Here is a 24,447-nt window from a genome sequence, read left to right on the forward strand (position 1 = left end):
TTTTGCGTATGCCGTTGCACATAACTGAATACGTTGCAGCCGGACGTATTTATCTCTGACTCCTCCACGCAAAGAATCAATTCCTCGAATGCAGCCCGCGTCATCCGTGGGTACCGTCACGCCATCTTCTCCCTCTGGTGACGGACTACCATGGCTAAATCAGCAACATCAACACCGCATGATGCGGTTTTTAAAAAGATAATTTCTTATCCTGAGAATGATTATGTGAAGCACACAAACCCAACACTTACAGGCTGTAACCAGATTGCTGTGGCAATCGTCAAATAAATTAGCCTTCAGGTTAATTTTAAATGGTTATGAATTAGCCTATGAGCTAACATTTATTTGGAGTGGGCGGCCCTATGTTTAGCGTTGTTTATCACCCTGAGGCCAGGGAAGAAGCAACTGCATTACCCGTAAAAATTCGGGTTAAGTTCGACCGGCTCATTAGTAAGCTGGAACATAACGCCCGGTTGTTGCGGGAGCCGGATACGAAACCCCTTGGCGATGGACTTTTTGAGATCCGCACGATGGGTACTGAAATAGCCAGAGGTATCTGGCTATACCATAAAGGCAACACTATCATCATGCTCCGCGTTTTCATCAAGAAATCACAGAAAACGCCAGCAAAAGAAATCGAACTCGCCAAAAATCGGTTAGCGGAGGTACTTAATGAAACTGGTAAGCCATAAAGAACTGCATAACGAATGGATGCAGAATGATGAGTATCGTGCTGCATGGCGGGAAGAAGAACGCAAGGAGATGCTCAGAGAACTACTTGCAGAATGGCGGAAGCATAACAACCTGACGAAAGCTCAGGTTGCCGAACGTATGGGGGTGACGCCTCCGGTTATTTCCCGCCTTGAAAATAACATTACCAAAGCCAGTATTGATACATTGACTCGCTACGCCTACGCCTGCGGCATTAAAAAACCAGTCATCACCCTGTATTGATTAACCCGTTGCTCCGGAGCCGGTCTGTTGGAGAAAATCATCTCCGGGAATGTTTCGTGGTAAGAATATTATGTGGATTAATAAAACATCAGACGGCGCACGGGAACTCAAGCTTCATCTGTCAACTTCACATCAGTTTCCGCTGGGGATATCACGGTCGTATCTGACGACGTGACAGAGCATAACCATCAGGAGCTGTTTCAGGCCCGATGGCGCTACACCACCGGGCCCGATATTAGTAACTGCTTTTCAACGTTTGCGCAGTCTGGCCTGGCTTAAACATTGCCAGCCTGCGATCCAGCGCTTCGGTATAAAGCATGGTATCAACGCCTACCGCGACAAAATTCGCCCCCCACTGCAGGCATTTTTGCGCCATTGCCGGATCGACAGCGAGGAAACCCGCCGCTTTTCCGGCAGCGCGGATACGGCGAATGCTCTCCTCAATGATCCGCTGCACCTCCGGGTGTCCGGCATTATCCGGATAGCCCAGCGACGCAGAAAGATCCGCCGGACCAATAAAAACACCGTCAATGCCTTCGACATCCAGAATCGCATCCAGATTATCCAGCGCCGCTTTACTCTCAACCTGTACCAGCAGGCAAAGCGATTCATTGGCCCGTGCCATATAATTGTCGATACGTCCCCAGCGCGCCGCCCGTGCCACGCTGGCGCCGACACCACGCTCGCCGAACGGTGGATAACGGGTGGCGGAAACCACCTGACGCGCCTGCTCTGCGCTGTCGACCATCGGGACAAGCAGCGTCTGTGCGCCAATATCCAGCACCTGCTTAATCAACGCCTTACTGCCTTCCACCGGACGAACCACAGGCTGGCTGGCATAAGGCGCAATCGCCTGCAGCTGATGGTAGAGATCCTGCACCGTGTTCGGCGCGTGTTCTCCATCAATCAACAGCCAGTCATAGCCCGACGTCGCCGCAATCTCAGCCATGTAAGAGGTGGTCGAACTGAGCCACAGGCCGATCTGGACTTCCCCTTTCAGCAGGCCTTCTTTGAAAGGGTTTGATAACAATGCGTTCATAACGATCCTTACAACGTAGATAAGATTAATGATGCGCAGCGCCCGTTTGTGAAACCGAACGGTTTACACTCAGCGTAAAGATAATGAACGAGCCAATAATCGCGACCCCCGCCAGAGCCAGCAGACCTGCCGCATCGCTGGCAAACATCGTTTCCGCTTTGACGCGCAGAATGGGAGCAATAAAGCCGCCGACGGCACCAAACAGGTTGACGAAGCCAATCCCCGCCGCCAGTGCAGTACCAGAAAGAAGTTGCGTTGGCATCGTCCAGAACACCGGCTGTACCGCGATGAAACCGACGGCCGCTACGCACAGCGCCACTATCGCCAGTACCGGTGAAACCAGACCGGACAGGCCAACGCCGATCCCTGCCGCCAGTAGCGTCAGCGCGGCAACATTACGCCGGTCGCCGGTGCGATCGGAGTAGCGGGGAATAAGCCAGGTACCAAACAGCGCCGCCACCCACGGTATTGCCGTCACGACCGAAGCCGTAAAGCCCACTTTTGTCCCTAACAACGCAGCAACCTGAGTTGGCAGGAAGAAGATCAGGCCATATACCGCCACCTGGATCGTCAGATAGATAATCGCCAGTTGCCAGACACGACCATTACGCAGCGCATCCGAAAGGCGTGAAGTGACCTTTTTCTCTTCTTCACTTGTCAGCTGGCTAATGAGTACTGCCTTTTCCTCCGCGCTAAGGAAACGCGCCTGCTGCGGGGTATCATCAAGCCAGAAGAAGGTAAAAATACCCGCGCCTACCGCCAGTAAACCTTCGATAACGAACATCCAGAACCACCCCGGATGCCCCATAAACCCGTGCATCTCCAGCAGCGCGCCAGAAAGCGGCGATCCCAGGGTTAATGCCAGCGGCGCCCCCATGTAGAACAACCCCATGATGCTGGCGCGGTTGCGCTGTGGGAACCACTGGGACGTCAGGTAGATCATACCGGGGAAGAAACCCGCCTCTGCCGCACCCAGCAGAGTACGGATAATCAGGAACTTCGATTCAGTATCCGCCCAGGCCATCGCCGCAGAGAGGAATCCCCACAACAACGTGGTAGTGCCAATCCAGGTTCTGGCGCCAAATTTACGCATCAACAGGTTGGCAGGAACGCCCAGAAAGGCGTAAACCACAAAGAAAATCCCCGCGCCCAACGCATAAGCTTCGTTGCTCAGACCGGTATCAATCTGATAGGTCTCTTTGGCAAAACCAATATTCGAGCGGTCAAGAAACGCCAGCACATACAGCGCCAGCATAAAAGGAATCAAACGGGCGCGGTTTTTCTTCACAACGCCGTCAAGTAACGTGGTACTCATAGCAAAATCCTCAATAAAATGAGGGCGTTGCCTAAATTCCGGCAACGCACAGGTCATTAGTGGCTATAAGGGCGCTTCAGATTGCAGTCGCGGTTAAGCTCGACGCCAAATCCCGGATTATCGAGCACGGACTTATGAATGCGCCCATTGACCGGCACAGGTTCGTCCAGCAGGATGGGGTCAAACTGCGGACGCATCGTTGAACAGTCAGGGCTGGTCATCAGGAACTCGCTGAACGGGGTGTTGGTGAAAGTGATCACCGCGTGGTGCGAGTAAACCGAGGAACCATGCGGCACCACCAGCTGTCCGCGCGATTTAGCAATAGCGGCAATTTCCACCAGCGTGGTTAACCCACCGCACCAGCCCACATCCGGCTGCATGATATCGATGCCGGTTTCTGAGAGCGTGCGGAAGGACTGCAGCGTCCCGTGGTGTTCACCGCTGGTGACCATCATCCCCGCCGGGGCGTTACGTTTTAGCTCGCGATAACCTTCATACTGCTGCGGCGGCAGACACTCTTCGATCCACTTCAGGTTGGACGGTGCGCAGGCATGGGCCAGTTTGGTGGCATAGTTCACGTCCTGACTCATCCAGCAATCGAGCATCAACCAGAAATCCGGACCGCATTTCTCACGCATGTCGGCTACCATTGCCGCATCTTTGCGGATCCCCGCATCCCCATCGTGCGGCCCCCAGTGGGTCGGCATTTTGCCGCCAATAAAGCCCATCTCTTTCGCCAGATCAGGACGCGCACCGGTCGCGTAGAATTGAATTTCGTCGCGTACCGCGCCACCCAACAGTTTGTAGACCGGTAAACCCACCACCTTGCCAAACAGATCCCACAGCGCCAGATCCACGCACGAGATGGTGTTCATCACCAGGCCGCCGGAGCCGGAGTAGTACATCGTTGCGCCCAGCATCTGGTCGTGAATGAGTTTGATGTCGCTGACGCATTTCCCTTCAATAAAACGATTGAGATGTTTTTCAACGATGAAGCATCCCATCTCTCCTGCTGTCGAAACGGCAAAGCCTGTCTGTCCGTTCTCGGCTTCCACTTCAACAATCAGTGTCCCTAATACGTTGATGCCAAAGGACTGGCGCGATTGCTCATATTCACGATATTTGCTCATTGGCGTGGCGATATGATCGTCAATCCAGTGGTTAGCGCCTTGATCGTGATAGTCACCGCCGCCGGCACCTTTATCCGCCGTAGCGCCACCGGTAAACCAGGCACGAACGTGTTTAATTTTGGGTAGGGTCATGATGTTCTCCTTTCTATGAGGCGAGTGAGTCGAAGGGACTTTTCCATCCCAACAGGCGTGAAATATCTTTGGCGCAGGCAATCGCTTTCCCGGCCAGATAGTCACGGTTCTCTTCGTTGATTTGTAAGCGGGTACCCACCACCGAGATCGCGGCAGTCAGTTCATTACTGGCATTAAAAACGGGAGCCGCAACGCAGCGGACATCCGGATAATCTTCGCCATTATCAAAGCTCCATCCACGTTGTCGAATACGCTCCAGCTCATCATTCAACTGCTGTGGCCTGGTGATGGTGGTCGGTGTTGCCTGTTCCCATATCAGCTGTTCAATAATGGCTTTCCGTACGGCGGCAGGTTGCCAGGCCAGCAGGCACTTGCCGATACCAGAGCGATACAGCGAAAGGCTTTTACCTTCATGAGAGCGCACGCTGATAGTGGATGACGATTCCACTTTCAGGATGTAATACGCGCTTTCGTGGTCGATGATCCCCAGATGGCACAGCAAACCGGTCTCATCCATAAGCTGTGTCAGCCGCGGACGCGCCAGTTCACGCAGATCCATCTTGCTCAGCGCATGCCCCGACAGTTCGACCAGCTTGGTCCACAGACAGTAGTTCTCCTGGTGATCGATACTGATAAAGCGCTGACGCTTCAGCTCATTGAGCAGGAGGTAGGCGGTACTTTTTGGGATCCCCAGAGTTTCAATGATCGTGGCGGCGCTGCATGGACCGACTCGCGCAATGAGATTGAGAATTTCGATCGCCCGGGTAAGAGCGGGAACTTTGCTTGATTCCAACATACTGGACTCCAGTCTGAGATACTGGAATCAGTGTGATCGGTTGGCATGGTTTAAATTGTGAAGTGCATCAAATCCCCTCGTTCTTCCAGAGGGCTGGAGAAATAACGCGCAGAATTGTGATGTAAAGCACGGATTTTTTTACAGAGAGTACAACAGGCTGGACTGGTGACGGGAAGGCCGGGATGCCTTCCCGGAAGAAGCGATAGCGTGCGCTATCGGCAAATGACGCGCCTGGCCCACCTGGCGCGTCATTGTTGCGGGCAGCTTGAACCCGGACAGCGCGGAGCAACCGGAGCGTACACGGAGTAGGTGAGGATGATTCTCTCCCCTCCCCCTTCGGGCCGCTGCCAGCGGCGTGCAAACGCTGTCGGGTTTTGTGCGAGCACGGCCGGGTTCGAAATAGCCTATGGGCCAGGCGCTAAGACGACAACGTCAGTGATTCAACCACCTCAATCCAGCCATGTTCAGTGGCGATATCCTGACCATTCAACCAACGACGCAGCATATTGAGCGCCATCATCGCACTGACCTCCTGACGCGTCTGCAAACTGTAGCGCGTCACGCCGAAATGCACGCGCAGCGCAAACGTTCCGTCCGGCGTCGCCAGCGCAAAATTAAGGTGTTCGTTTTCCAGTCCGGAGACCGCCAGCGCCAGCCCGGCATAATGATTGCTGCGACGTTCCGTGATCCAGTGCGCGGTCTGCGCCAGGGTCTCTTCCTGGGAGGGCACCACCTCGCTGGCCAGTAGCGGAGTCCCCGCACGTGACAGCTGTAGCGCCAGCAATCCCGCCGTATACTGCTCGCTTAACGTCAGACTGAGCTGCCTTTCCTGCAGTTTCCGGGCAATTTGCGCAGGCAAGCCTTCGGTTCCCTCAAAGATCATGCTGTGTCCGGCAACCCGCTTCACTTCCTGCCACAGCGCCTGCATCGCGTCACGCCGGGCGTACGGTCCGGTGAGCTTCAGTTCAATAATCGGCATTGATGAGCGATATCCCATCGTCACCCCTTCCGGCAGCGGCAGCGAGTCCAGACTTTGCGCCAGATCGCTCTCCGAACGTCCAAAAGTGGTTAAACGCAGGCACAGCGGCGGCTCGGCGAGCGAAAAACGCTCACGTAAACGCGGCAGAATTTCGTATTCGACCATCACTTTAAATTCAGATGGGACGCCCGGCGTAAAGAACATCAGGCAGCGGTTGAGCTGGACGGCAAACCCGCAGGCGGTACCTACCGGATTATTGATAAACTCCGCGCTGGCAGGGAGTTCAGCCTGCTTGCGGTTGCTTGGCGCCATCACGCGTCCGCGCTCACGGAAATAGCGTTCCATCTCAGCAAGCCAGGGCTCATGCAGCACCAGCCCCTCGCCTTTTGCGGTGGCAGCAGCCAGCGCGCTTAAGTCATCGCCGGTCGGACCCAGCCCGCCGTTAACAATCAGTACATCGGCATGCTGGCTACGCTCACGCAACACAGCAACAAGATCATCCAGGTTATCGCCCACCGTATTACGACGGGTCAACGGCAATCCCTGGTTGAAGAAAAAATCGGCCAGCCAGGCAGCATTCGTGTCGACGATTTGCCCGTGCAACACTTCATCCCCGGTGGATAACATCTCCACGTTTAACATCGTGTTCTCCTGCTTTTGTCATGGAAACACTATAACGCAAAGGGGGATGTGGCGTGGAAGGAAAAAATCCTGAAGGCGATAAAACCGGCACGGCAGGCCGCCGCGCCGGTGAAAATCAGAAGCTGGCGTTAACCCCTACGAACGGGCCGTCCGCAATCGCATTATCACGATTGCCGTCTTTACCGGCCAGATTCAGATAGCGATAACCTGCTTCAATGCTTAACGGACGCATGATGGTCCAGCGCACGCCAGCATTCGCCTCTTCATAGCTGTCGATACCGCTGGAAAGCGAGTCCGGGGAGTAGTAGTACTCGCCAAACAGACGGAAGCTGTCGCCAATTGGCCATTGCAGTCCCCCGCCAACCGCAGCGGCATAACCTTCATCACCATCGTTAGGATTAGTGTAAATCCCTTTGCCGCCAACGGTCGCCAGCAAGGGTCCCAGCGGGATGTTCAGACCCAGCCCCAGCCCTGCAACATCCCCATCGTCATCGTTATGCATCCAGTTACCGCTCAATGCCAGCCCCGTCGATTCGGTACCCAATCCCACACCAATGTTGGTGTAATCTTTGCCAGCCTGACCGTTGATACTGATTGCGTGAGCCGATGCAGAGATGAGCAACATTCCGGCCAGTCCTGCTAATACGTTTCTTTTCATTTTAACCCTTTCCTGCAAGCAAATAGATAAAGCGCCCCAAAACTGCAGAATTGTACTGCCAGATACAAAGGAATCAATGCGCTAAAAAAGCGATCTAATAACATTATGTAACTAAATACTACTCTGAGCGGTTCACCAAACCTCGTGTAAGAAATAAAAATAATCGCTTTAACGAGGCCTCTGGCTCCCGTATTCTTTAATTTCACCTCAACATGGAAGGAGCTGGTCGTGCGTCAGAGAACCATTGTTTGCCCGTTGATTAAAAATGAAGGTTGCTATCTGCTATGTAAAATGGCTGATGACCGTGGCGTCTTTCCCGGCCAGTGGGCGCTTTCCGGCGGCGGCGTTGAGCCCGGCGAGCGTATTGAAGAGGCATTACGCCGTGAAATCCGGGAAGAACTGGGCGAGCAGCTTGTGGTAACGGAGATAACCCCCTGGACTTTCAGTGATGACATCCGCACCAAAACTTACGCTGACGGGAGCCAGGAAGAAATTTATATGATCTATCTGATCTTCGACTGCATCAGCGCAAATCGTGAAGTACAAATTAACGAAGAGTTTCAGGCTTATGCGTGGATAAAACCTGAAGATCTGGCAGGTTACGATTTAAATGTCGCAACGCGTAAGACCTTAACGCTGAAAGGCTTACTGTGAAAAGGGATGACAGCCAGGCATGGCTGTCATCCCCGAAACAAATTTTATTGTCATTTTGCAATAAATTCACCATCAAGAAACAGTTTGCCATTCTCAGCATGCATCACCAGTCCATCGAGATAATCGGGAGTAAATTTAACGCCACGTTTATCTTTTGCGATATATGTCAGACAGTGGTTATGGGTAAATGCCACGATATTATTATTGGCAGATTTTTTCAGTATCGCATTAATCGAACCATAAATGCCGCTGCCGCATTCCATCAGTTTTTTATCAACCGTCAGTTTTTTACCGCCAGAAAACCAGGTCGCGGACTGGATAGTACGAACCGTATTGCTGGAATAGAGTTCAAAATTTTTGATATCCGCGCTGAACGCTTTTCCTGACGCACGGGCATCCTGCGCCCCCTCCACGGTAATCCCTGTTTTATCTGACAGGCACGCATTATCTGAACGGTCACAGCGCTCAGCGTGGCGGAACAACACGATCACCGGATGCTGAGTGGCAAGCAGGGCCAGCGTCTTGCTGTCAATTCGCGGCAGTCCATTGCTGCTCCATGCATGTTGAGCGCCAAACCCAGCCAAAATGATGAACGCGGTCACGAGAATAGCGACATATTTCTTCGTTTTTACGACACTGATAGCAGATGCAAGCACGTTAATCTCCACCCTGAAAAACAGGTTGGCGATCCCTGGCGCGCAAAACGGATAAAAGGATCCGTCGCGATAAAAAGGATCGCAGCATAAAATAAACAGATTTAGATGAGCGCAAAATGCCCTAAAATTTTTGCAAAAGCAAAAAATATATATGCAAAAGTCAAAAAAAACGTCTATTTATACGCTACATTAATTTCTTAAGGTTAAGTTAATATTCTATCCTTATCCTGTATGACTAAATGAAATAATTAACACTGTACTCTCCTTTTCATTATTCAATGAATTAGCGAGTAACGGAATTTAAAATGGCTATACTCGTCATACTTCAAGTTGCTGGTGCGTTGGCTTTATTACTCGGCCCATCCCTGGGCTTCGCCCTTTCAGGGCCGCTGCAAGCAGCGTTCAAATCTGTTCCTGACAGATTTGTCGCTCACCCCAGTCACGTACTCATGTACGCTCCAGGGGACTCGCTGCGTTGCCTCCTTCCCGCAACTCAAATTATTTAGAGTATAAAGGAAATATGATGTCTGACTTTTTGCCTTTCTCACGTCCGGCGGTAGGTGCTGAAGAACTTGACGCAATCAAGGCGGTTCTCAGTTCTGGATGGATCACTACCGGCCCGAAAAACCAGCAACTGGAAGAGGCATTTTGCCAGTTAACAGGAAACCAGCACGCAATCGCGGTCAGCTCCGCCACCGCAGGTATGCATATCGCCCTGATGGCGCTGGGAATTGGTGCAGGCGATGAAGTGATTACCCCCTCCATGACCTGGGTTTCCACACTGAATATGATTGTTTTGCTGGGCGCAACCCCAGTTATGGTTGATGTCGACCGCGACACGCTGATGGTGACTCCTGAGCAAATTGAAGCGGCGATAACGCCCCGCACTAAAGCGATTATTCCCGTTCATTACGCCGGCGCACCTGCCGACCTGGACACCATTTACGCCATCGCTGAACGTCACGGCATTCCGGTAATCGAAGATGCGGCCCACGCGGTTGGTACGTACTACAAAGGCCGCCACGTCGGCGCACGCGGCACCGCAATTTTCTCTTTTCACGCCATCAAGAATGTGACCTGCGCGGAAGGCGGGCTTGTCGTCACCGATGACGAAAAGCTCGCCAGCCAGTTACGCAGCCTGAAGTTTCACGGACTGGGCGTCGATGCCTATGACCGCCAGACCTACGGTCGCGCTCCGCAGGCGGAAGTTCTCGCGCCGGGCTACAAATATAATCTGACGGATATTAACGCCGCCATCGCCCTGGTGCAGTTGAACAAGCTTGAGATGCTTAACAGTCGCCGCGCCGCCATTGCAATACAGTATCAGCAGGCTCTGGCAGAGCTCCCGTTTCAACCGTTAAGTCTGCCGCCGTGGCCCCACGTTCACGCCTGGCATCTGTTTATTATTCGTACCGATGAAGAGCGCTGCGGCATCAGCCGGGATGCCCTGATGGAAACCCTGAAGGCTCAGGGAATTGGTACAGGTCTGCATTTCCGTGCGGCACATACGCAGAAGTATTATCGCGACCGCTTTACAACCCTGTCGCTGCCAAACACCGAGTGGAATAGCGCACGCATCTGCTCATTACCGCTTTTCCCCGATATGACTGCTGATGACACCGCTCGCGTCATCGCCGCGCTTCGCCAGATTGCAGGAAAATAACCATGTTTGAAGTCGCCCCGATTAAGAAAGTTTCGGTGGTTATTCCCGTCTACAATGAACAGGAAAGCCTGCCAGAATTGATAAAGCGCACCACCGCCGCCTGCGAGAAGCTGGGAAAAGAGTATGAAATCCTGCTGATCGACGACGGCAGCAGCGATAACTCAGCACAGCTGCTGGTCAGCGCGTCAGAGGCGAAAGACAGCCATATTGTGTCGATTTTACTTAACCGTAACTACGGCCAGCACTCTGCCATCATGGCCGGTTTCAGCCACGTCACGGGCGACCTGATCGTCACGCTGGATGCCGATCTCCAGAACCCGCCGGAAGAGATCCCGCGTCTGGTCGCTAAGGCCGACGAGGGGTATGACGTGGTCGGGACCGTGCGCCAGAATCGCCAGGACAGCCTGTTCCGTAAGACGGCGTCGAAGATGATCAACCACCTGATTCAGCGTACCACCGGGAAAGCGATGGGTGACTATGGCTGTATGCTACGCGCCTACCGCCGCCACATTATCGATGCCATGCTGAATTGCCACGAACGCAGCACGTTTATCCCAATCCTGGCGAACATCTTTGCTCGCCGTGCGGTGGAGATCCCGGTGCACCACGCTGAACGTGAATTCGGCGACTCAAAATACAGCTTTATGCGCCTGATTAACCTGATGTACGACCTGGTGACCTGCCTGACCACCACGCCGCTGCGTCTGCTGAGTCTGCTCGGTAGCGTGATTGCGGTGAGCGGTTTCACCCTGTCCGTGTTGCTTGTCATTCTCCGCCTGACGCTGGGTCCACAATGGGCGGCGGAAGGTGTGTTCATGCTGTTTGCCGTCCTGTTTACCTTCATCGGCGCACAGTTTATTGGGATGGGATTGCTCGGGGAATATATCGGGCGTATCTACAACGATGTCCGCGCCCGCCCCCGCTATTTTGTTCAGCACGTTATTCGCCCGGAAAGCTCGCACACTACAGAGGAAAAACACGAATGAAAGCCGTCGTCTTTGCGTATCACGATATGGGATGTCAGGGAATACACGCTGTGCTGGACGCAGGTTATGAAATTGCTGCCATTTTCACCCATGCCGACAATCCAGGGGAAAAAGCCTTTTTTGGCTCCGTTTCCCGCCTGGCGGCGGATGCCGGGATCCCTGTCTACGCCCCGGATGAGGTCAATCACCCGATCTGGATCGAACGCATCAGCCAGCTTGCGCCGGATGTTATCTTCTCGTTTTATTACCGCAATCTGCTCAGCGAGGAGATCCTGCGTCTGGCTCCCGCCGGCGCATTCAACCTGCACGGCTCGCTGCTGCCGAAATACCGCGGTCGCGCCCCGCTGAACTGGGTGCTGGTCAACGGCGAAACCGAAACCGGCGTCACCCTGCACCGAATGGTGAAACGCGCCGACGCGGGAGCGATTGTCGCACAACAGCGCGTCGCAATTTCCCCGGATGATGTGGCGCTCACCTTGCACCACAAATTGTGCCAGGCGGCCCGACAGGTGCTGGAGCAGGCGCTGCCGGCGATCAAAAATGGCAACACGCTGGAGATTGCCCAACGCGAAGATCTGGCAACCGTGTTTGGTCGCCGCACTCCGCAAGACAGCTTCCTTGAATGGAACAAACCAGCCACCACGCTGCATAATATGGTGCGTGCTGTTGCCGATCCCTGGCCAGGCGCGTTCAGCTATGTCGGCACCCAGAAGTTCACTATCTGGTCATCCCGCGTTCACCCACAAACTCAGGCGGTCCAACCCGGTACCGTTGTCTCCGTGTCTCCTCTGCTGATTGCTTGCGCAGAAGGCTCGCTGGAGATAGTCACCGGACAAGCCGGCGACGGCATTACCATGCAGGGCTCACAGCTGGCACAGGTTCTCGGTCTTGTTGCCGGTTCTCGTTTGAACAACGCATCGCTTACCACCAGCAAACGCCGGACCCGCGTGCTGATCCTCGGCGTGAATGGCTTTATCGGCAACCACCTGACTGAGCGTCTGTTGCGTGAAGACCATTACGAGATCTATGGTCTGGATATTGGCAGTGATGCGATTAGCCGTTTTCTCAACCATCCACGCTTCCATTTTGTGGAAGGTGATATCAGCATTCACTCAGAGTGGATCGAATATCACGTTAAAAAATGCGACGTGGTGCTACCGCTGGTGGCCATCGCCACCCCGATTGAATATACCCGCAACCCGCTGCGCGTCTTTGAACTGGATTTCGAAGAAAACCTGAAAATCATTCGCTACTGCGTGAAATACCGTAAGCGCATCATTTTCCCGTCAACGTCTGAAGTTTACGGCATGTGTACTGACAAGGTTTTCGATGAGGACAGTTCTAATCTGATCGTCGGACCGGTAAACAAGCCGCGCTGGATCTATTCGGTCTCCAAACAGCTCCTGGACCGCGTAATTTGGGCATATGGCGAGAAGGAAGGACTTCGCTTCACCCTCTTCCGCCCGTTTAACTGGATGGGGCCGCGCCTTGACAGCCTGAATGCCGCACGTATCGGCAGCTCACGCGCCATCACGCAGCTGATCCTCAACCTGGTAGAAGGTTCACCGATTAAACTGATCGAAGGCGGCAAGCAGAAACGGTGCTTTACCGACATTCGCGATGGTATTGAAGCGCTGTACCGTATTATCGAAAACGAAGGTGGCCGCTGTGACGGCGAAATCATCAACATCGGTAATCCGGACAACGAAGCGAGCATCCAGGGGCTGGCTGAGATGCTGCTTGAGAGCTTTGACAAACATCCGCTTCGCCCTCACTTCCCGCCGTTTGCCGGTTTCCGGGTGGTCGAAAGCAGCAGCTATTACGGAAAAGGTTATCAGGACGTCGAGCACCGCAAACCGAACATTCGCAATGCAAAACGGTGTCTGGACTGGACCCCTGCGATTGAAATGCGCGAAACGGTAGAAGAGACGCTGGACTTCTTCCTGCGCAGTGTCGATCTTACGGAACACTCATCATGACAAAAGTGGGCTTGCGAATTGATGTCGATACCTTCCGGGGGACGCGCGAAGGCGTGCCCCGCCTGTTAGCAACATTGAGCCGATATAATATTCGGGCAAGTTTTTTCTTCAGCGTGGGGCCGGACAATATGGGACGCCATCTCTGGCGTCTGGTGAAACCCCAGTTTCTGTGGAAGATGCTGCGTTCAAATGCAGCATCGCTCTACGGCTGGGATATTCTGTTGGCGGGAACAGCCTGGCCGGGTAAAGAAATTGGCCGCGCGAACGCGGAGATTATCCGTGCGGCGGCCCGCGACCATGAGGTCGGGCTTCACGCCTGGGATCATCATGCCTGGCAATCCCGTAGCGGTCACTGGAGCGAACAGCAATTGGTGGATGATATTTCCCGCGGTATTTCCGCTCTGGAAGCCATCACCGGGCAACCGGTCACCTGCTCCGCGGTTGCCGGCTGGCGCGCCGACCAGCGCGTCGTTCTGGCGAAAGAAAAGTTCAATCTTCGCTACAACAGCGACTGCCGGGGTATTTCACCGTTTCGTCCGGTTTTCAAGGCAAACCATGCTGGCACACCACAAATCCCGGTGACGCTGCCCACCTGGGATGAGGTTGTGGGCCGTGAAGTGCAGGCTGGCGATTTCAACAGCTACATTCTCTCTCGTATGCTGCACGACACGGGAACACCAGTGTATACCATTCATGCCGAAGTCGAAGGTTGCGCATATCATCACGATTTCGAAGATCTTCTCCGGCAAGCGGCAGATAAGGGAATGATCTTCTGCCCACTTGGCGACCTGCTGCCTGAAACCCCGGAGACATTGCCCATTGGACAAGTTGTTCGCGGCAAAATAGCGGGAAGGGAAGGTTGGTTAGGCTGTCAGCAACAGGTGAGCATCACACGATGAAGAAAACTCGTTACTCTCTGATCCTGATTGCATTTATTGCGCTCTGGTATGTCATTCCTGTTAACTTCCGTCTGCTATGGCAGCCGGATGAAACGCGCTATGCCGAAATCAGTCGCGAAATGCTGGCGTCCGGTGACTGGATCGTCCCGCATTTCTTAGGGCTACGTTATTTTGAAAAACCCATTGCCGGTTACTGGCTAAACAGCATAGGTCAGTGGGTATTTGGCGCGAACAATTTTGGCGTTCGCGCTGGCGCTATTTTCGCAACGCTAATGACCGCAGCGCTGGTGGCCTGGCTTGCCATGCGCTTATGGCGGGATACGCGCACCGCGATACTCTCCGTTTTTATCTTCCTGTCGCTGTTCCTTGTTTACGGTATCGGTACCTACGCGGTACTCGATCCGATGATCGCACTCTGGCTAATGGCCGGGGCCTGTTGCTTCTGGCAGGCAATGCAGGCAAAAAGCTGGCAAGGAAAAAGCATGGGATTTCTGCTCCTGGGTCTGACCTGCGGCATGGGCGTTATGACCAAGGGCTTCCTCGCGCTTGCCGTTCCGGTGATCAGCGTCCTGCCCTGGGTGGCTGTCCAGAAGCGCTGGAAAGATCTGTTCCTCTATGGCGGACTGGCGGTCGTGAGCTGCATCGCCACCGTCCTGCCGTGGGGAATGGCGATTGCGCAACGTGAAGGCGATTTCTGGCATTACTTTTTCTGGGTTGAACATATCCAGCGTTTTGCGATGGATGACGCCCAGCACAAAGCGCCGTTCTGGTACTATCTGCCGGTACTGATAGCCGGAAGCCTGCCCTGGCTGGGTCTGCTTCCCGGCGCGTTGAAAACGGGCTGGCAGGCGCGCGATGACTCACGCAGTTCGCTGTATTTGTTAAGCTGGATAGTCATGCCGCTGCTCTTTTTTAGCATTGCCAAAGGTAAGTTGCCGACCTATATCCTCTCCTGTTTCGCACCACTCGCAATGCTAATGGCGCGTTACGGTCTGAGCGCGGCAGAGAAAGGGTACGCCGCGCTACGCATTAACGGCTGGATCAATATCCTGTTTGGGGCGATCGGCATTATTGCGACAATAGTGGTCTCCCCCTGGGGGCCTATGAAAACCCCGGTCTGGGGGCATATCGAAATTTACAAAGTGTTCTGTTCACTGGGCATCTTTTCCGCCTGGGCATTTTTCGGCTGGTATACGCTGACAAACACGGAAAAAAGCTGGATCTTCGCGGCGTTGTGCCCGTCAGGGCTGGCACTCCTGTTTGGTTTCTCCGTGCCCGACAGAGTTATGGAATCAAAACAGCCGCAGTTTTTTGTCGAAATGACCCGGGAAAACCTTGCGCCAAGCCGCTATATTCTCACCGATAGCGTCGGTGTCGCCGCCGGTCTGGCAGGAAGCCTGAAGCGGGACGACATCATGATGTACGGACAAAAGGGCGAGCTGAAGTATGGGCTTAGCTACCCTGATGCGAAGGGGCGTTTTGTCAGTTATAGCGATTTTACACAGTGGCTCAGCCAGCACCGTCAGGAGGGAATTATTACGCTCGTACTCTCAATTGCGAAGGATGAAGATATCAACCATCTTGCCATCCCCCCTGCGGACACGATTGATAATCAGGGGCGCCTGGTCTTGATTCAGTATCGTCCCAAATGATCTGGCTGGTCCTGGTGCTGGCGAGCCTGCTCAGCGTGGCGGGACAACTGTGCCAGAAGCAGGCCACTCTCCCCGTGCCGACAGGAGCGCGGGGACGGCACATCACGCTATGGCTGGGACTGGCATTAGCCTGCCTCGGTCTGGCGATGGCGTTGTGGCTGCTGGTGCTGCAAAACGTCCCCGTGGGGATAGCCTATCCGATGCTAAGCCTCAATTTCGTCTGGGTCACCCTGTCGGCATGGAAAATCTGGCACGAGCCGGTGGCGGCGCGCCACTGGTTCGGCATTGCATTGATTATTACCGGTATTTTTATCCTTGGGAGTGCGGCGTGATGGGATTACTGTGGGGATTGTGTAGCGTGATTATCACCTCAGTCGCCCAGTTAACGCTGGGGTTCGCCATGACGAAATTACCGCCAATGCAGCACCTGTGGGCGTTTATCCACGCCCTGCTCTCCTTTGAGGCGGGTACGCTTCCGCTCTTTGCCGGATTAGCAGGCTATCTGCTTTCTGTTTACTGTTGGCACAACGCGTTACATCGCCTCGCGCTGAGTAAAGCGTATGCGCTGCTGAGTCTGAGCTACGTCCTGGTGTGGCTTGCCTCAATGGTTTTGCCCGGATGGCAGGGAACATTCTCGCTGAAAGCCCTGATGGGGGTACTCTGTATTATGGCCGGACTGATGGTTATTTTCTCGCCTGCGGCACAAAAAACGCGTTAAGGGCAGTGCTCAGACTTTTCCATGACGCTGGCTTAACCGTTCCCACTCCTCGCTGGTGTAGTTTTTGGCATCAAGAATCTTCACCGTCCGCCCTTTTTCACGGTTAATGCAGTACAGAGCATCTTTCATTGGAGAGAGGATATCACCCGGATTAACCGCGATATCGGTTTTGACTTCCGCAATCATTTTCAGTGAGCCACCGGCATCACTCAACACGAGTACCTGCTCCCCTGATTTTTTGTCGTAACACGACTTTTTTACCAGCCACTCCATTGCTTACCTTTGCTCGCTGAGAACTTTCACATTAAGTTACACATTAGCAGATAAACAAAGGCGCAATGACAATGAATTGGCAGAAATGAGAAGCGAACTTAATGTTTTATTGAGCTTTTTTCCTCTGAACCCAGTCTGTTAACGCCTGACGAGAAATCTTGATGCCGCCATTTTTCAGTTCAGCAGGAAGTCTGAACCATTGTATCGGCTGCTGAAAACGGGCCAGCTTACCCTGCACCCATTCGCTAATGTCGACGTCCCCTGCGTCAGCGGTATATTCAACAACCGCGACGGGGCGCTGACCAAACTCCCGGTCCGCAACCGGTACAACAAAAACCTGTAACACCTGCGGATGCCCCGCAATGACCCTCTCCACCTCTTCCGGCTGGATCCCTTCCCCACCGCTAAAAAAGAGGTTATCCAGACGCCCCACAATGGTCAGCTTACCTTCAGCCAGCACACCACGATCGCGGCTGGCAAACCAGCCTTGATCATTGAGCAGCGGGATCAGGCGGCCGTTACGCCAGTAGCCTTTCGCCATGCTGGCAGCGCGGATCCAGACTTCGTCATTAACAATCCGAACCTCTCTGCCGGGTAGCGCAGAACCGACATCCCCCAGACCATCAGCTTCTTTTGCACACACGGTGGAGGCAAATTCCGTCAGTCCGTAGCCGCACCAGCAGCGGATCCCCTGCGCTCGCGCCTGCACGGTCAGGTCGACCGGAATCGCCGCCCCGCCCAGCAACACCGCTTTCAGCGCAACTGAAGCATGGTTGACCAGTAGCCGCCAGAGCTGCGTCGGGACAAGTGAAGCATGGGTACACCCTTCCAGCATTTGCTCCAGGGGTTGCTTCTCACGGACCGTCATCCGGGCGCCGGCAAACAGCCAGCGCCACATAATCCCCTGACCGGAAACGTGAAACAGCGGCAAAGAGAGCAGCCAGTCATCCTCTGCGCCAAAGGGGATCAGCGACAATACCCCCTGTGCGCTGGCAAGATGAGCCTGACAGGTATGGACGGCGGCTTTAGGTAGCCCCGTGGAACCGGAGGTTAACGTCATTGAGCTTAAACGCGCCGGTTGCCAGCTCGCGGCATATCCGTCAGCGCTTTCCTGCATCTGCAATGGACGTAGCGCCAAAAAGGTATTCTCGCCTTCCAGCACCAGCGCAAACCGCAGCGTCAGGTCGGGTAAAAGCACATCAAGAAGCGCCTGGGGAAGCTGCGGATTGACCGGCAGGATTCTGGCGCCGCACTGCAACAGCGCCAGCCAGGCCAGCAGCGTGTCCGGTTGATTCCATGCCCGAAGCATCACGCCGCTGCCTTCCGTCACGCCCTGAGCGGCAAAACTCCCCGCCAGGGCATCAATACGCGCGCAGAGCGTGCGCCAGCTCAGCACCTCATCATTCAGGCGTAAGGCTGGCGCATCTCCACGAACCTGCCGCCAGTGACGCCACGGCCAGTCAGGAAAGGTCATAACAGTCGTTCCAGCCGTTCTTTATCAACGCACGGCAGCGTACTGTCCGGCCAGCGCCGCACCTGCTGCGTCTGCATCAGGCTCAGCGTGTCCAGACCGGGAATCGTCTGCGGCGTCAGCCAGGCAGCGATACGCGCCAGCTGAGTGAGGCCAAGGCTCGATTCGATGGAGGAGCTGATCACCGCCGTCAGTCCCAGCGCATGAGCGGTCTGTACCTGCTCACGAACCTTATCCAGCGAACCGGTTAGCGTGGGTTTGATCACCACCGCACTGACGCCCTCTTCTGCGACAAAAGAAAAGTCGTCTTCACGCAGGCTCTCATCCCAGGCAATTGCAATCCCCGTTTCGCGGGCAAAAGCGCGGGAATCATCGCGGGTTTTGCACGGTTCTTCGAGAAAAGCAATGCGGGAGCGATGCTCCGGGTTGACGTACTTCGCAAACTGCTGTGCCTTCAGCGGCGTCCAGGCACGATTCGCATCCAGACGTAACCGCAGTGCCGGAATGGCTTCCAGCAGCAGGTTAACGACCATCCCGTCACGAACCGCTTCGTACAGACCGACTTTGACCTTCGCCACTTTCTCGCCCGGCATATCAGCCAGTTGCAGCACCAGATCGTCCGGGTCGCCGGTACACAGCGGCGCGGCGCGGTAGTCTGCCGCCTCGGGCAACGTTCCAGCCATCTCCGCCAGCGCACAGCTCACGCCAAAGGCGACCGAAGGCAGCTGCGATGGCGCATCACGCCCCTGTAGCCAGCCATCAACCCAGCCCAGCAGTTCGGCCTGCGCCTCTTCCCAGGTTTCATGGCTGAAGCCCGGAAGCGGGGAGATTTCTCCCCACCCTTCGCGCTCGCCGTCCTGGAGACAGACATACAGCCCGTCGCGGGTTTTTAACCGCCGATCGCGCAGAACCACCCCCGCGTCCATGGGGATCTGCCAGCGGTATACCTGCGCGCTACGCATTACGGATTCCGTTTAAATTTGCTGAAATCAGGCTGACGTTTCTGGTTGAAGGCGTTGCGGCCTTCCTGACCCTCTTCCGTCATGTAGAACAGCATGGTGGCGTTGCCCGCCAGCTCCTGCAATCCCGCCTGACCATCACAGTCGGCATTCAGCGCAGCTTTCAGGCAGCGCAGCGCCATCGGGCTGTTTTGCAGCATTTCGCGGCACCAGCGCACGGTCTCTTTTTCCAGGTCAGCCAGCGGCACGACGGTGTTGACCAGCCCCATGTCCAGCGCCTGCTTCGCGTCGTACTGACGGCACAGGAACCAGATTTCACGCGCTTTTTTCTGGCCGACGATACGCGCCATGTAAGAAGCGCCCCAGCCGCCGTCAAAGGAACCCACTTTCGGACCGGTCTGGCCGAAGATAGCGTTTTCCGCCGCAATGGTCAGATCACACATCATGTGCAGCACGTGACCGCCGCCAATAGAATAACCGGCTACCATTGCCACTACCGGCTTCGGACAGGTACGAATCTGACGCTGGAAATCCAGCACGTTCAGGTGGTGTACGCCAGAGTCATCCTGGTAGCCGCCGTAATCGCCGCGAACCTTCTGGTCGCCGCCCGCACAGAACGCTTTATCGCCTTCGCCGGTCAGGATAATCACGCCGACGTTGTCGTCATAACGTGCATCCGCCAGCGCCTGAATCATCTCTTTGACGGTCAATGGACGGAATGCGTTGCGCACCTGCGGACGATTAATGGTGATTTTAGCCATACCGTCAGTAGATTTTTCATAACGAATGTCCGTATACCCTTCGGAACAGTCTTGCCATTCTACCGGTGCGTAAAGCATTGTTTCATCAGGATAGATCATAGTGTGTCCTTTAGTCAGAGACGCAAAATTCGAGCCAGGCTGTCAACCACGCCTGCGGGGTTTTCCCGATGCGCGTTGTGTCCGGCGTTATGAATCACATGGCAGGTGACCGCCATTTCCGCCGCCAGAGCGCGGAATTTACTGTCACGTTCGCCACATAAATAATAAAACGTAAACGTGCGCGCGTGGAGCGCGTCACGTAAATCAGGTTGTACCGCCAGCGAGGTCGATTCGAGCATCGCCGCCAGCGTTTCGCCATTGTTCCGGCTGCGCAGGGCGACCAGCGCTTCTCTTTGCACTGCATTAAGCGAGGCAAAAACCGGCTGCCGATACCAGTCGTTGAAGACATCCACGAGCGATTCACGGCGAAAACGCTCCGCCCAGCGGCTGTCGGAGAGCTGGCGAGCCTTACGTTCAGCGTCACTTTGCAGCCCCGGATGTCCACCTTCAACCACCAGCCCACAAAGTCCGGGCATGTCCTGACAGGCCGCCATCATCGCCACTCTGCCGCCGAGGGAATATCCTATCAGCCAGTAGTTAAGTATGTTGTAACTATACAGGGTATTACGCAACATTTCGCACACATCCGCAAAGCCGCTGACGCCAGTTTCAGCAGAACCGCCGTGCCCCGGCAGGTCGATATACAGTCGCGAGAAATCGGGAAACTGCTCACCGATCTGCTGCCATTCCCGGCAGTCCCCGGAAAAACCGTGCAGAAAAACCAGCCAGGGTGAACCTGGCTGAGCTTCATTTGCCTGCGCATGCAGGATCACAGATGGCTTACCTGCGCCAGCAACTGTTGCAGGGTTTGCGCCCCGTCAGTCTCGTTAACCACCAGCTCTATCACCGTGGTGGCCGGTGTCCGCCATGCGCCAGCCAGCGCAGCGTCCAGCTCATCCCAGCTTTCCGGGCGATGATACGTGAGATTAAACATGGCGGCCGCATGTTCAAAATGGACATTTTGCGGCATCAGATAAAAACGTTCACGTTCGCTTTGCGGCGTGGGTAAAAGCGAGAAAATCTGCCCGCCGTTATTGTTCACCACAATCAGCACAAACGGCGCAGACACCTGGCGCAACAGCGCCAGCGCGTTGAGATCGTACAAAGCAGACAGATCGCCCACAATGGCCAGCGTCGATTTGGCGCTGGCACGCTGAACGCCCGCCGCCGTCGAGATTAAACCATCGATACCGCTGGCACCCCGGTTGCTGTAGACCGGATAGCCCGCGGGCAGCTGCGACAGCGCGTCTATCAGGCGGACCACCAGACTGTTGCCCACGAACAGCTGCCCCTGCTCCGGCAGATAGTCGCGAATACGGTGCGCCAGCTGTGCTTCGCCAAACGTATCACGACGCGCAGCCACCGCCTGCCACGACAGCTCCGCAAGGCGCGGGATGTCGACGCACCAGGGCTGGCGTTTTTCTGCCGGATGCAGCGCCAGCCAGTCGGCGACCTTCGCCACCAGCCTGCGCCCGCGATGATGCGCGGGATCCAGGCAGCCTTCGATGTTGTCGATAATCCAGTACTCTTCCGGCTCACAGCTTGCCTGCCACTGCAGGAGACGTTTTCCGGTCAGGCTGCTGCCAAGCTGGACGACAATCTGCGCACGCTGTAACTCGGTTATCGCTTTTGCATTTCCCAGCCAGAGATCGGCACAGGGCAACGGCTGACCGGTTTGTGACAGCACGTCGCCAATCAGCGGCCACCCCAGCGTTTGCGCCCACTGAGCGACTTTTTTACCCTCTTCCGCGCTCATGCGACCGGCAACCACCACGCCGCGCTTTTGCCGCCAGAAGAACCAGTCGCGTTGTTTAACGCTCTCCAGCCGACGCGCTACGTGCAGCCAGGGTTTGTCGTCCTGCCACCAGTCCCCAGGACGCTGTTGCCAGGCCAGACCGGTTTCGTCCATCTCTCCATACAGCGGCTCCGCGAACGGGCAGTTAATATGTACCGCCCCACCGTGCAGCGCGGCCAGGGCGTTGTCGATCGTCGAAATCAGCCAGCTTGCCGGGATATCCTGCGTCGGGCGCGGTAGCGAAAGCGTTTGTGATGGATGCGAGGCAAACATCCCCGGCTGACGAATGGCCTGGTTCGCACCACAGTCAATCAGCTCTGGAGGCCTGTCCGCCGTCAGTAAAATCAGTTTTTCACCGGTCAACCCTGCTTCAATCAGCGCCGGATAGAGGTTCGCTACCGCCGTACCGGAGGTAACAATGACCGCAACAGGCTGTTGACTGACCTTTGCCAGACCCAGCGCCAGGTGACCAAGACCCCGCTCATCAAAGTGAGTGTGATGAATAAAGGCCGAGTTTTCCGCCGCCGCCAGTGTGAGCGGTGTCGAGCGAGAGCCAGGGGCAATGCAAACATGCCTGACGCCGTGGCGAGTTAATGCTTCCAGTATGACCGCCGCCCAGCGTCGGTTAAATGCGCTTACTGACATAAGTTGTCCGGTATCAATATTGCGACCAAGAGCCTGACCCATCAGGCTATTTTGCTTATCATTTCGAACCAGGTCCGCGCTCGCCATCCTCGCATACTGCATGTACGCTCCGGTGGCTGCGCGCTGTCCGTGTTCAAACCGTCTGCGCCAATTACGCCTGATGGGACAGGCTCCAAGTATAAAGATAAGAAATAATGGATCATTGATATGAGTCGGGAATCAGGTTTCCATCTGTAATAAAGTACGCAGACCCGCCGCTTTGTTCTCAATTTCCTGCCATTCCTGCTCAGGATCTGAACCGCGAACAATCCCCGCCCCTGCGTACAAGCGCACCACGTTTTCAGTCACTTTGGCCGAACGTAACGAGACGCAAAATTCACTTTGTTGTAATGAGAGATACCCGGCTGAACCGGCATACCACTCACGTTCAAAAGGTTCATGCCGGGCAATAAACGCTCGCGCCCGTTCACGAGGGATCCCCGCGACCGCCGCCGTCGGCTGAAGTTGCATCAAACAGAGCAGATCGTCCGCCTGGTTCAACGCCGTCCAGATACAACGCCGCAGGTGCTGCACCTTACGCAGTCTGAGAACCTGCGGCGGCAGCACATCAAGTGAATGCGTACAGTTTTGCAGACGCTGGCAGATGTCTTCCACCACCAGCATGTTTTCCCGCTGGTTTTTATCATCCTTCATCAGCCATTCGCCCAGTTGCCAGGCCTTATGGTCATCGGGATGGTTCGCCACCGTTCCCGCCAGCGCTTCTGTTCGCAGTGCGTCATCACGACGCCGCCAGAGGCGCTCAGGAGATGAGCCGAGAAATGCGCACCCGCCATTGAAAGCCATATAGAAATGATAGCAGTTCAGGTTCAAACGACGGCTGGACGCCATCACTGCCGCAGCATTTACCGGGCGAGAAAACTGCAAGTCGGTGGCCCGTGCCAGCACCACTTTCTCGAGTTGCTCTTCGGCAATGGTTCGCGTAGCCCGTTGAATCAACCCGACCCAGCCACGTTTATCCGGCCAGTGTTTTTCATCGGTTAACGTCAGACGTAACGCAGGCAGAGGCCTGACGCCAGCCAGCGCGGACAGAAAGGTTGCCGCCAGAGCGGCATCTTCTCGTAACGAAACCTCACTGCACAGATGCAAACGTAATATCGCCACCCCCGCGCTGCGCCGCCACTCAAGACGCGGCAGAAGTAAATGGCCCTGACGCGGCTCAAACGCGTTCAGCCCCCAGATCCGCAGATCGGGCTGCTGTTCATGCTGGCGAAGAAACTGCTGCGCCTGCTCAAGGGAAGAGAACGTTTTAACGGCGCCAAGTACGGCCGCTTCTTCGTCACCGTTACGTTGTTGCCAGTAGAATTGCGGGTAACAGGGCTGGCTTGCCAGCCAGCTCAACGCATCGAAAGCATCGTTAAGGGGGAAAGGGACGTCAAAGACACGAATTCCAGGTGCGGCCGGTATCGCGCGCGACAACAAGCGCGACAGATTTTCCAGCGCAGTAGTGAGTGAATACACGCGGACCTCTCCCTGTTAAAAACCTCGCATTATACGGGGTACTGCGGCAAAAGCAGTACCCTCATTTAGGGAGG

At 55.2% G+C, this 24,447-nt stretch carries 25 protein-coding genes; 11 read left to right on the forward strand and 14 right to left on the reverse strand.

Features of this window, described 5'->3' with window-relative positions:
• Positions 1–150 precede the first annotated feature (150 nt).
• From C3432_RS27605 to C3432_RS03405, 3 genes are all read left to right on the forward strand, one after another.
• Entirely contained in the window at positions 151–288 is a 138-nt protein-coding gene (locus tag C3432_RS27605) for a hypothetical protein (protein ID WP_181012864.1), read from the forward strand.
• A gap of 74 nt (positions 289–362) precedes the next feature.
• Entirely contained in the window at positions 363–692 is a 330-nt protein-coding gene (locus tag C3432_RS03400) for a type II toxin-antitoxin system RelE/ParE family toxin (protein WP_103775266.1), read from the forward strand.
• Positions 673–954 (forward strand): helix-turn-helix domain-containing protein, encoded by a 282-nt coding sequence (locus C3432_RS03405; RefSeq protein WP_103775267.1) that lies wholly within the window; start codon positions 673–675, stop codon positions 952–954. Before C3432_RS03400 ends, C3432_RS03405 begins: the two co-directional genes overlap by 20 nt.
• A 235-nt stretch (positions 955–1,189) precedes the next feature.
• Here C3432_RS03405 and yfaU read toward each other — a convergent pair whose 3' ends face one another.
• The 6 genes from yfaU to C3432_RS03435 all read right to left on the reverse strand — a co-directional run bounded on the left by yfaU (position 1,190) and on the right by C3432_RS03435 (position 7,645).
• The gene (yfaU, locus tag C3432_RS03410; protein ID WP_103775268.1) at positions 1,190–1,993 is read right to left on the reverse strand and encodes a 2-keto-3-deoxy-L-rhamnonate aldolase; all 804 of its coding nucleotides are present in this window, start codon (positions 1,991–1,993) and stop codon (positions 1,190–1,192) included.
• A gap of 25 nt (positions 1,994–2,018) precedes the next feature.
• Positions 2,019–3,308 carry an MFS transporter gene (locus C3432_RS03415; RefSeq protein WP_103775269.1) on the reverse strand — a complete coding sequence of 430 codons (1,290 nt, stop codon included), beginning with the start codon at positions 3,306–3,308 and terminating at the stop codon, positions 2,019–2,021.
• Positions 3,309–3,364: 56 nt separating this feature from the next.
• Positions 3,365–4,570, reverse strand: a complete 1,206-nt coding sequence (rhmD, locus tag C3432_RS03420; RefSeq protein WP_103775270.1) for an L-rhamnonate dehydratase — start codon at positions 4,568–4,570, stop codon at positions 3,365–3,367.
• 13 nt (positions 4,571–4,583) lie between these two features.
• Complete coding sequence (locus tag C3432_RS03425) at positions 4,584–5,366, reverse strand: IclR family transcriptional regulator (protein ID WP_103775271.1); 783 nt, start codon at positions 5,364–5,366, stop codon at positions 4,584–4,586.
• A 418-nt stretch (positions 5,367–5,784) separates the two neighbouring features.
• Entirely contained in the window at positions 5,785–6,987 is a 1,203-nt protein-coding gene (locus C3432_RS03430; RefSeq protein ID WP_103775272.1) for a nicotinamide mononucleotide deamidase-related protein YfaY, read from the reverse strand.
• 115 nt (positions 6,988–7,102) lie between these two features.
• Complete coding sequence (locus C3432_RS03435; protein ID WP_103775273.1) at positions 7,103–7,645, reverse strand: YfaZ family protein; 543 nt, start codon at positions 7,643–7,645, stop codon at positions 7,103–7,105.
• A 228-nt stretch (positions 7,646–7,873) separates the two neighbouring features.
• Here C3432_RS03435 and nudI point away from each other — a divergent pair, with 228 nt between their 5' ends.
• A complete protein-coding gene (gene nudI / locus C3432_RS03440) occupies positions 7,874–8,299 on the forward strand; it encodes a nucleoside triphosphatase NudI (protein WP_103775274.1) in 426 nt (141 codons plus the stop codon).
• A gap of 50 nt (positions 8,300–8,349) precedes the next feature.
• On the opposite strand, the gene C3432_RS03445 is transcribed toward nudI, so the two are convergent.
• Positions 8,350–8,955, reverse strand: coding sequence for a histidine phosphatase family protein (locus C3432_RS03445; protein ID WP_103775626.1), 606 nt, complete (start codon positions 8,953–8,955; stop codon positions 8,350–8,352).
• 523 nt (positions 8,956–9,478) lie between these two features.
• Between C3432_RS03445 and arnB the strand changes: the two genes are divergently transcribed.
• From arnB to arnF, 7 genes are read left to right on the forward strand one after another with little or no spacing between them, the layout of a single operon-like run.
• Positions 9,479–10,618, forward strand: coding sequence for a UDP-4-amino-4-deoxy-L-arabinose aminotransferase (gene arnB, locus C3432_RS03455; protein WP_103775276.1), 1,140 nt, complete (start codon positions 9,479–9,481; stop codon positions 10,616–10,618).
• Positions 10,619–10,620: 2 nt separating this feature from the next.
• Positions 10,621–11,604 carry an undecaprenyl-phosphate 4-deoxy-4-formamido-L-arabinose transferase gene (gene arnC, locus C3432_RS03460; protein ID WP_103775277.1) on the forward strand — a complete coding sequence of 328 codons (984 nt, stop codon included), beginning with the start codon at positions 10,621–10,623 and terminating at the stop codon, positions 11,602–11,604.
• Complete coding sequence (gene arnA / locus C3432_RS03465) at positions 11,601–13,583, forward strand: bifunctional UDP-4-amino-4-deoxy-L-arabinose formyltransferase/UDP-glucuronic acid oxidase ArnA (protein ID WP_103775278.1); 1,983 nt, start codon at positions 11,601–11,603, stop codon at positions 13,581–13,583. Before arnC ends, arnA begins: the two co-directional genes overlap by 4 nt.
• Positions 13,580–14,482, forward strand: a complete 903-nt coding sequence (arnD, locus tag C3432_RS03470; protein WP_103775279.1) for a 4-deoxy-4-formamido-L-arabinose-phosphoundecaprenol deformylase — start codon at positions 13,580–13,582, stop codon at positions 14,480–14,482. The genes arnA and arnD overlap by 4 nt, the downstream gene beginning before the upstream one ends.
• Positions 14,479–16,134, forward strand: coding sequence for a lipid IV(A) 4-amino-4-deoxy-L-arabinosyltransferase (arnT, locus tag C3432_RS03475; protein WP_103775280.1), 1,656 nt, complete (start codon positions 14,479–14,481; stop codon positions 16,132–16,134). The genes arnD and arnT overlap by 4 nt, the downstream gene beginning before the upstream one ends.
• Positions 16,131–16,466, forward strand: coding sequence for a 4-amino-4-deoxy-L-arabinose-phosphoundecaprenol flippase subunit ArnE (gene arnE, locus C3432_RS03480; protein ID WP_103775281.1), 336 nt, complete (start codon positions 16,131–16,133; stop codon positions 16,464–16,466). Before arnT ends, arnE begins: the two co-directional genes overlap by 4 nt.
• The gene (arnF, locus tag C3432_RS03485) at positions 16,466–16,852 is read left to right on the forward strand and encodes a 4-amino-4-deoxy-L-arabinose-phosphoundecaprenol flippase subunit ArnF (RefSeq protein ID WP_103775282.1); all 387 of its coding nucleotides are present in this window, start codon (positions 16,466–16,468) and stop codon (positions 16,850–16,852) included. Before arnE ends, arnF begins: the two co-directional genes overlap by 1 nt.
• Before the next feature lie 9 nt (positions 16,853–16,861).
• On the opposite strand, the gene pmrD is transcribed toward arnF, so the two are convergent.
• The 7 genes from pmrD to menF all read right to left on the reverse strand — a co-directional run bounded on the left by pmrD (position 16,862) and on the right by menF (position 24,373).
• Positions 16,862–17,125, reverse strand: coding sequence for a signal transduction protein PmrD (gene pmrD, locus C3432_RS03490; RefSeq protein ID WP_103775283.1), 264 nt, complete (start codon positions 17,123–17,125; stop codon positions 16,862–16,864).
• Positions 17,126–17,231: 106 nt separating this feature from the next.
• The gene (gene menE / locus C3432_RS03495) at positions 17,232–18,599 is read right to left on the reverse strand and encodes an o-succinylbenzoate--CoA ligase (protein ID WP_103775284.1); all 1,368 of its coding nucleotides are present in this window, start codon (positions 18,597–18,599) and stop codon (positions 17,232–17,234) included.
• Positions 18,596–19,558 (reverse strand): o-succinylbenzoate synthase, encoded by a 963-nt coding sequence (gene menC / locus C3432_RS03500; protein WP_103775285.1) that lies wholly within the window; start codon positions 19,556–19,558, stop codon positions 18,596–18,598. The genes menE and menC overlap by 4 nt, the downstream gene beginning before the upstream one ends.
• Positions 19,558–20,415: a 1,4-dihydroxy-2-naphthoyl-CoA synthase gene (gene menB / locus C3432_RS03505; protein ID WP_103775286.1), complete on the reverse strand. Its 858-nt coding sequence runs from the start codon at positions 20,413–20,415 to the stop codon at positions 19,558–19,560. The genes menC and menB overlap by 1 nt, the downstream gene beginning before the upstream one ends.
• 14 nt (positions 20,416–20,429) lie before the next feature.
• Entirely contained in the window at positions 20,430–21,188 is a 759-nt protein-coding gene (menH, locus tag C3432_RS03510; protein WP_103775287.1) for a 2-succinyl-6-hydroxy-2,4-cyclohexadiene-1-carboxylate synthase, read from the reverse strand.
• Positions 21,185–22,855: a 2-succinyl-5-enolpyruvyl-6-hydroxy-3-cyclohexene-1-carboxylic-acid synthase gene (gene menD, locus C3432_RS03515; RefSeq protein ID WP_103775627.1), complete on the reverse strand. Its 1,671-nt coding sequence runs from the start codon at positions 22,853–22,855 to the stop codon at positions 21,185–21,187. Before menD ends, menH begins: the two co-directional genes overlap by 4 nt.
• 219 nt (positions 22,856–23,074) lie before the next feature.
• Positions 23,075–24,373 (reverse strand): isochorismate synthase MenF, encoded by a 1,299-nt coding sequence (gene menF, locus C3432_RS03525; RefSeq protein WP_103775289.1) that lies wholly within the window; start codon positions 24,371–24,373, stop codon positions 23,075–23,077.
• Between the last annotated feature and the right edge of the window lie 74 nt (positions 24,374–24,447).

Origin of the sequence: Citrobacter amalonaticus, from assembly GCF_002918555.1 — a bacterium.
GTDB classification, from domain to species: domain Bacteria; phylum Pseudomonadota; class Gammaproteobacteria; order Enterobacterales; family Enterobacteriaceae; genus Citrobacter_C; species Citrobacter_C amalonaticus_A.

Excerpts from the sequence above, each read along its gene's own strand:
- arnE (WP_103775281.1), top strand. The coding sequence starts at position 16,131 with ATGATCTGGCTGGTCCTGGTGCTGGCGAGCCTGCTCAGCGTGGCGGGA.
- arnA (WP_103775278.1), top strand. The coding sequence starts at position 11,601 with ATGAAAGCCGTCGTCTTTGCGTATCACGATATGGGATGTCAGGGAATA.
- menE (WP_103775284.1), bottom strand. The coding sequence starts at position 18,599 with ATGACCTTTCCTGACTGGCCGTGGCGTCACTGGCGGCAGGTTCGTGGA.
- pmrD (WP_103775283.1), bottom strand. The coding sequence starts at position 17,125 with ATGGAGTGGCTGGTAAAAAAGTCGTGTTACGACAAAAAATCAGGGGAG.
- C3432_RS03430 (WP_103775272.1), bottom strand. The coding sequence starts at position 6,987 with ATGTTAAACGTGGAGATGTTATCCACCGGGGATGAAGTGTTGCACGGG.
- arnF (WP_103775282.1), top strand. The coding sequence starts at position 16,466 with ATGGGATTACTGTGGGGATTGTGTAGCGTGATTATCACCTCAGTCGCC.
- C3432_RS03425 (WP_103775271.1), bottom strand. The coding sequence starts at position 5,366 with ATGTTGGAATCAAGCAAAGTTCCCGCTCTTACCCGGGCGATCGAAATT.
- C3432_RS03400 (WP_103775266.1), top strand. The coding sequence starts at position 363 with ATGTTTAGCGTTGTTTATCACCCTGAGGCCAGGGAAGAAGCAACTGCA.
- arnT (WP_103775280.1), top strand. The coding sequence starts at position 14,479 with ATGAAGAAAACTCGTTACTCTCTGATCCTGATTGCATTTATTGCGCTC.
- C3432_RS03415 (WP_103775269.1), bottom strand. The coding sequence starts at position 3,308 with ATGAGTACCACGTTACTTGACGGCGTTGTGAAGAAAAACCGCGCCCGT.
- menB (WP_103775286.1), bottom strand. The coding sequence starts at position 20,415 with ATGATCTATCCTGATGAAACAATGCTTTACGCACCGGTAGAATGGCAA.
- arnD (WP_103775279.1), top strand. The coding sequence starts at position 13,580 with ATGACAAAAGTGGGCTTGCGAATTGATGTCGATACCTTCCGGGGGACG.
- rhmD (WP_103775270.1), bottom strand. The coding sequence starts at position 4,570 with ATGACCCTACCCAAAATTAAACACGTTCGTGCCTGGTTTACCGGTGGC.
- C3432_RS03435 (WP_103775273.1), bottom strand. The coding sequence starts at position 7,645 with ATGAAAAGAAACGTATTAGCAGGACTGGCCGGAATGTTGCTCATCTCT.
- arnB (WP_103775276.1), top strand. The coding sequence starts at position 9,479 with ATGTCTGACTTTTTGCCTTTCTCACGTCCGGCGGTAGGTGCTGAAGAA.
- C3432_RS03405 (WP_103775267.1), top strand. The coding sequence starts at position 673 with ATGAAACTGGTAAGCCATAAAGAACTGCATAACGAATGGATGCAGAAT.
- menD (WP_103775627.1), bottom strand. The coding sequence starts at position 22,855 with ATGTCAGTAAGCGCATTTAACCGACGCTGGGCGGCGGTCATACTGGAA.
- yfaU (WP_103775268.1), bottom strand. The coding sequence starts at position 1,993 with ATGAACGCATTGTTATCAAACCCTTTCAAAGAAGGCCTGCTGAAAGGG.
- C3432_RS27605 (WP_181012864.1), top strand. The coding sequence starts at position 151 with ATGGCTAAATCAGCAACATCAACACCGCATGATGCGGTTTTTAAAAAG.
- menC (WP_103775285.1), bottom strand. The coding sequence starts at position 19,558 with ATGCGTAGCGCGCAGGTATACCGCTGGCAGATCCCCATGGACGCGGGG.
- arnC (WP_103775277.1), top strand. The coding sequence starts at position 10,621 with ATGTTTGAAGTCGCCCCGATTAAGAAAGTTTCGGTGGTTATTCCCGTC.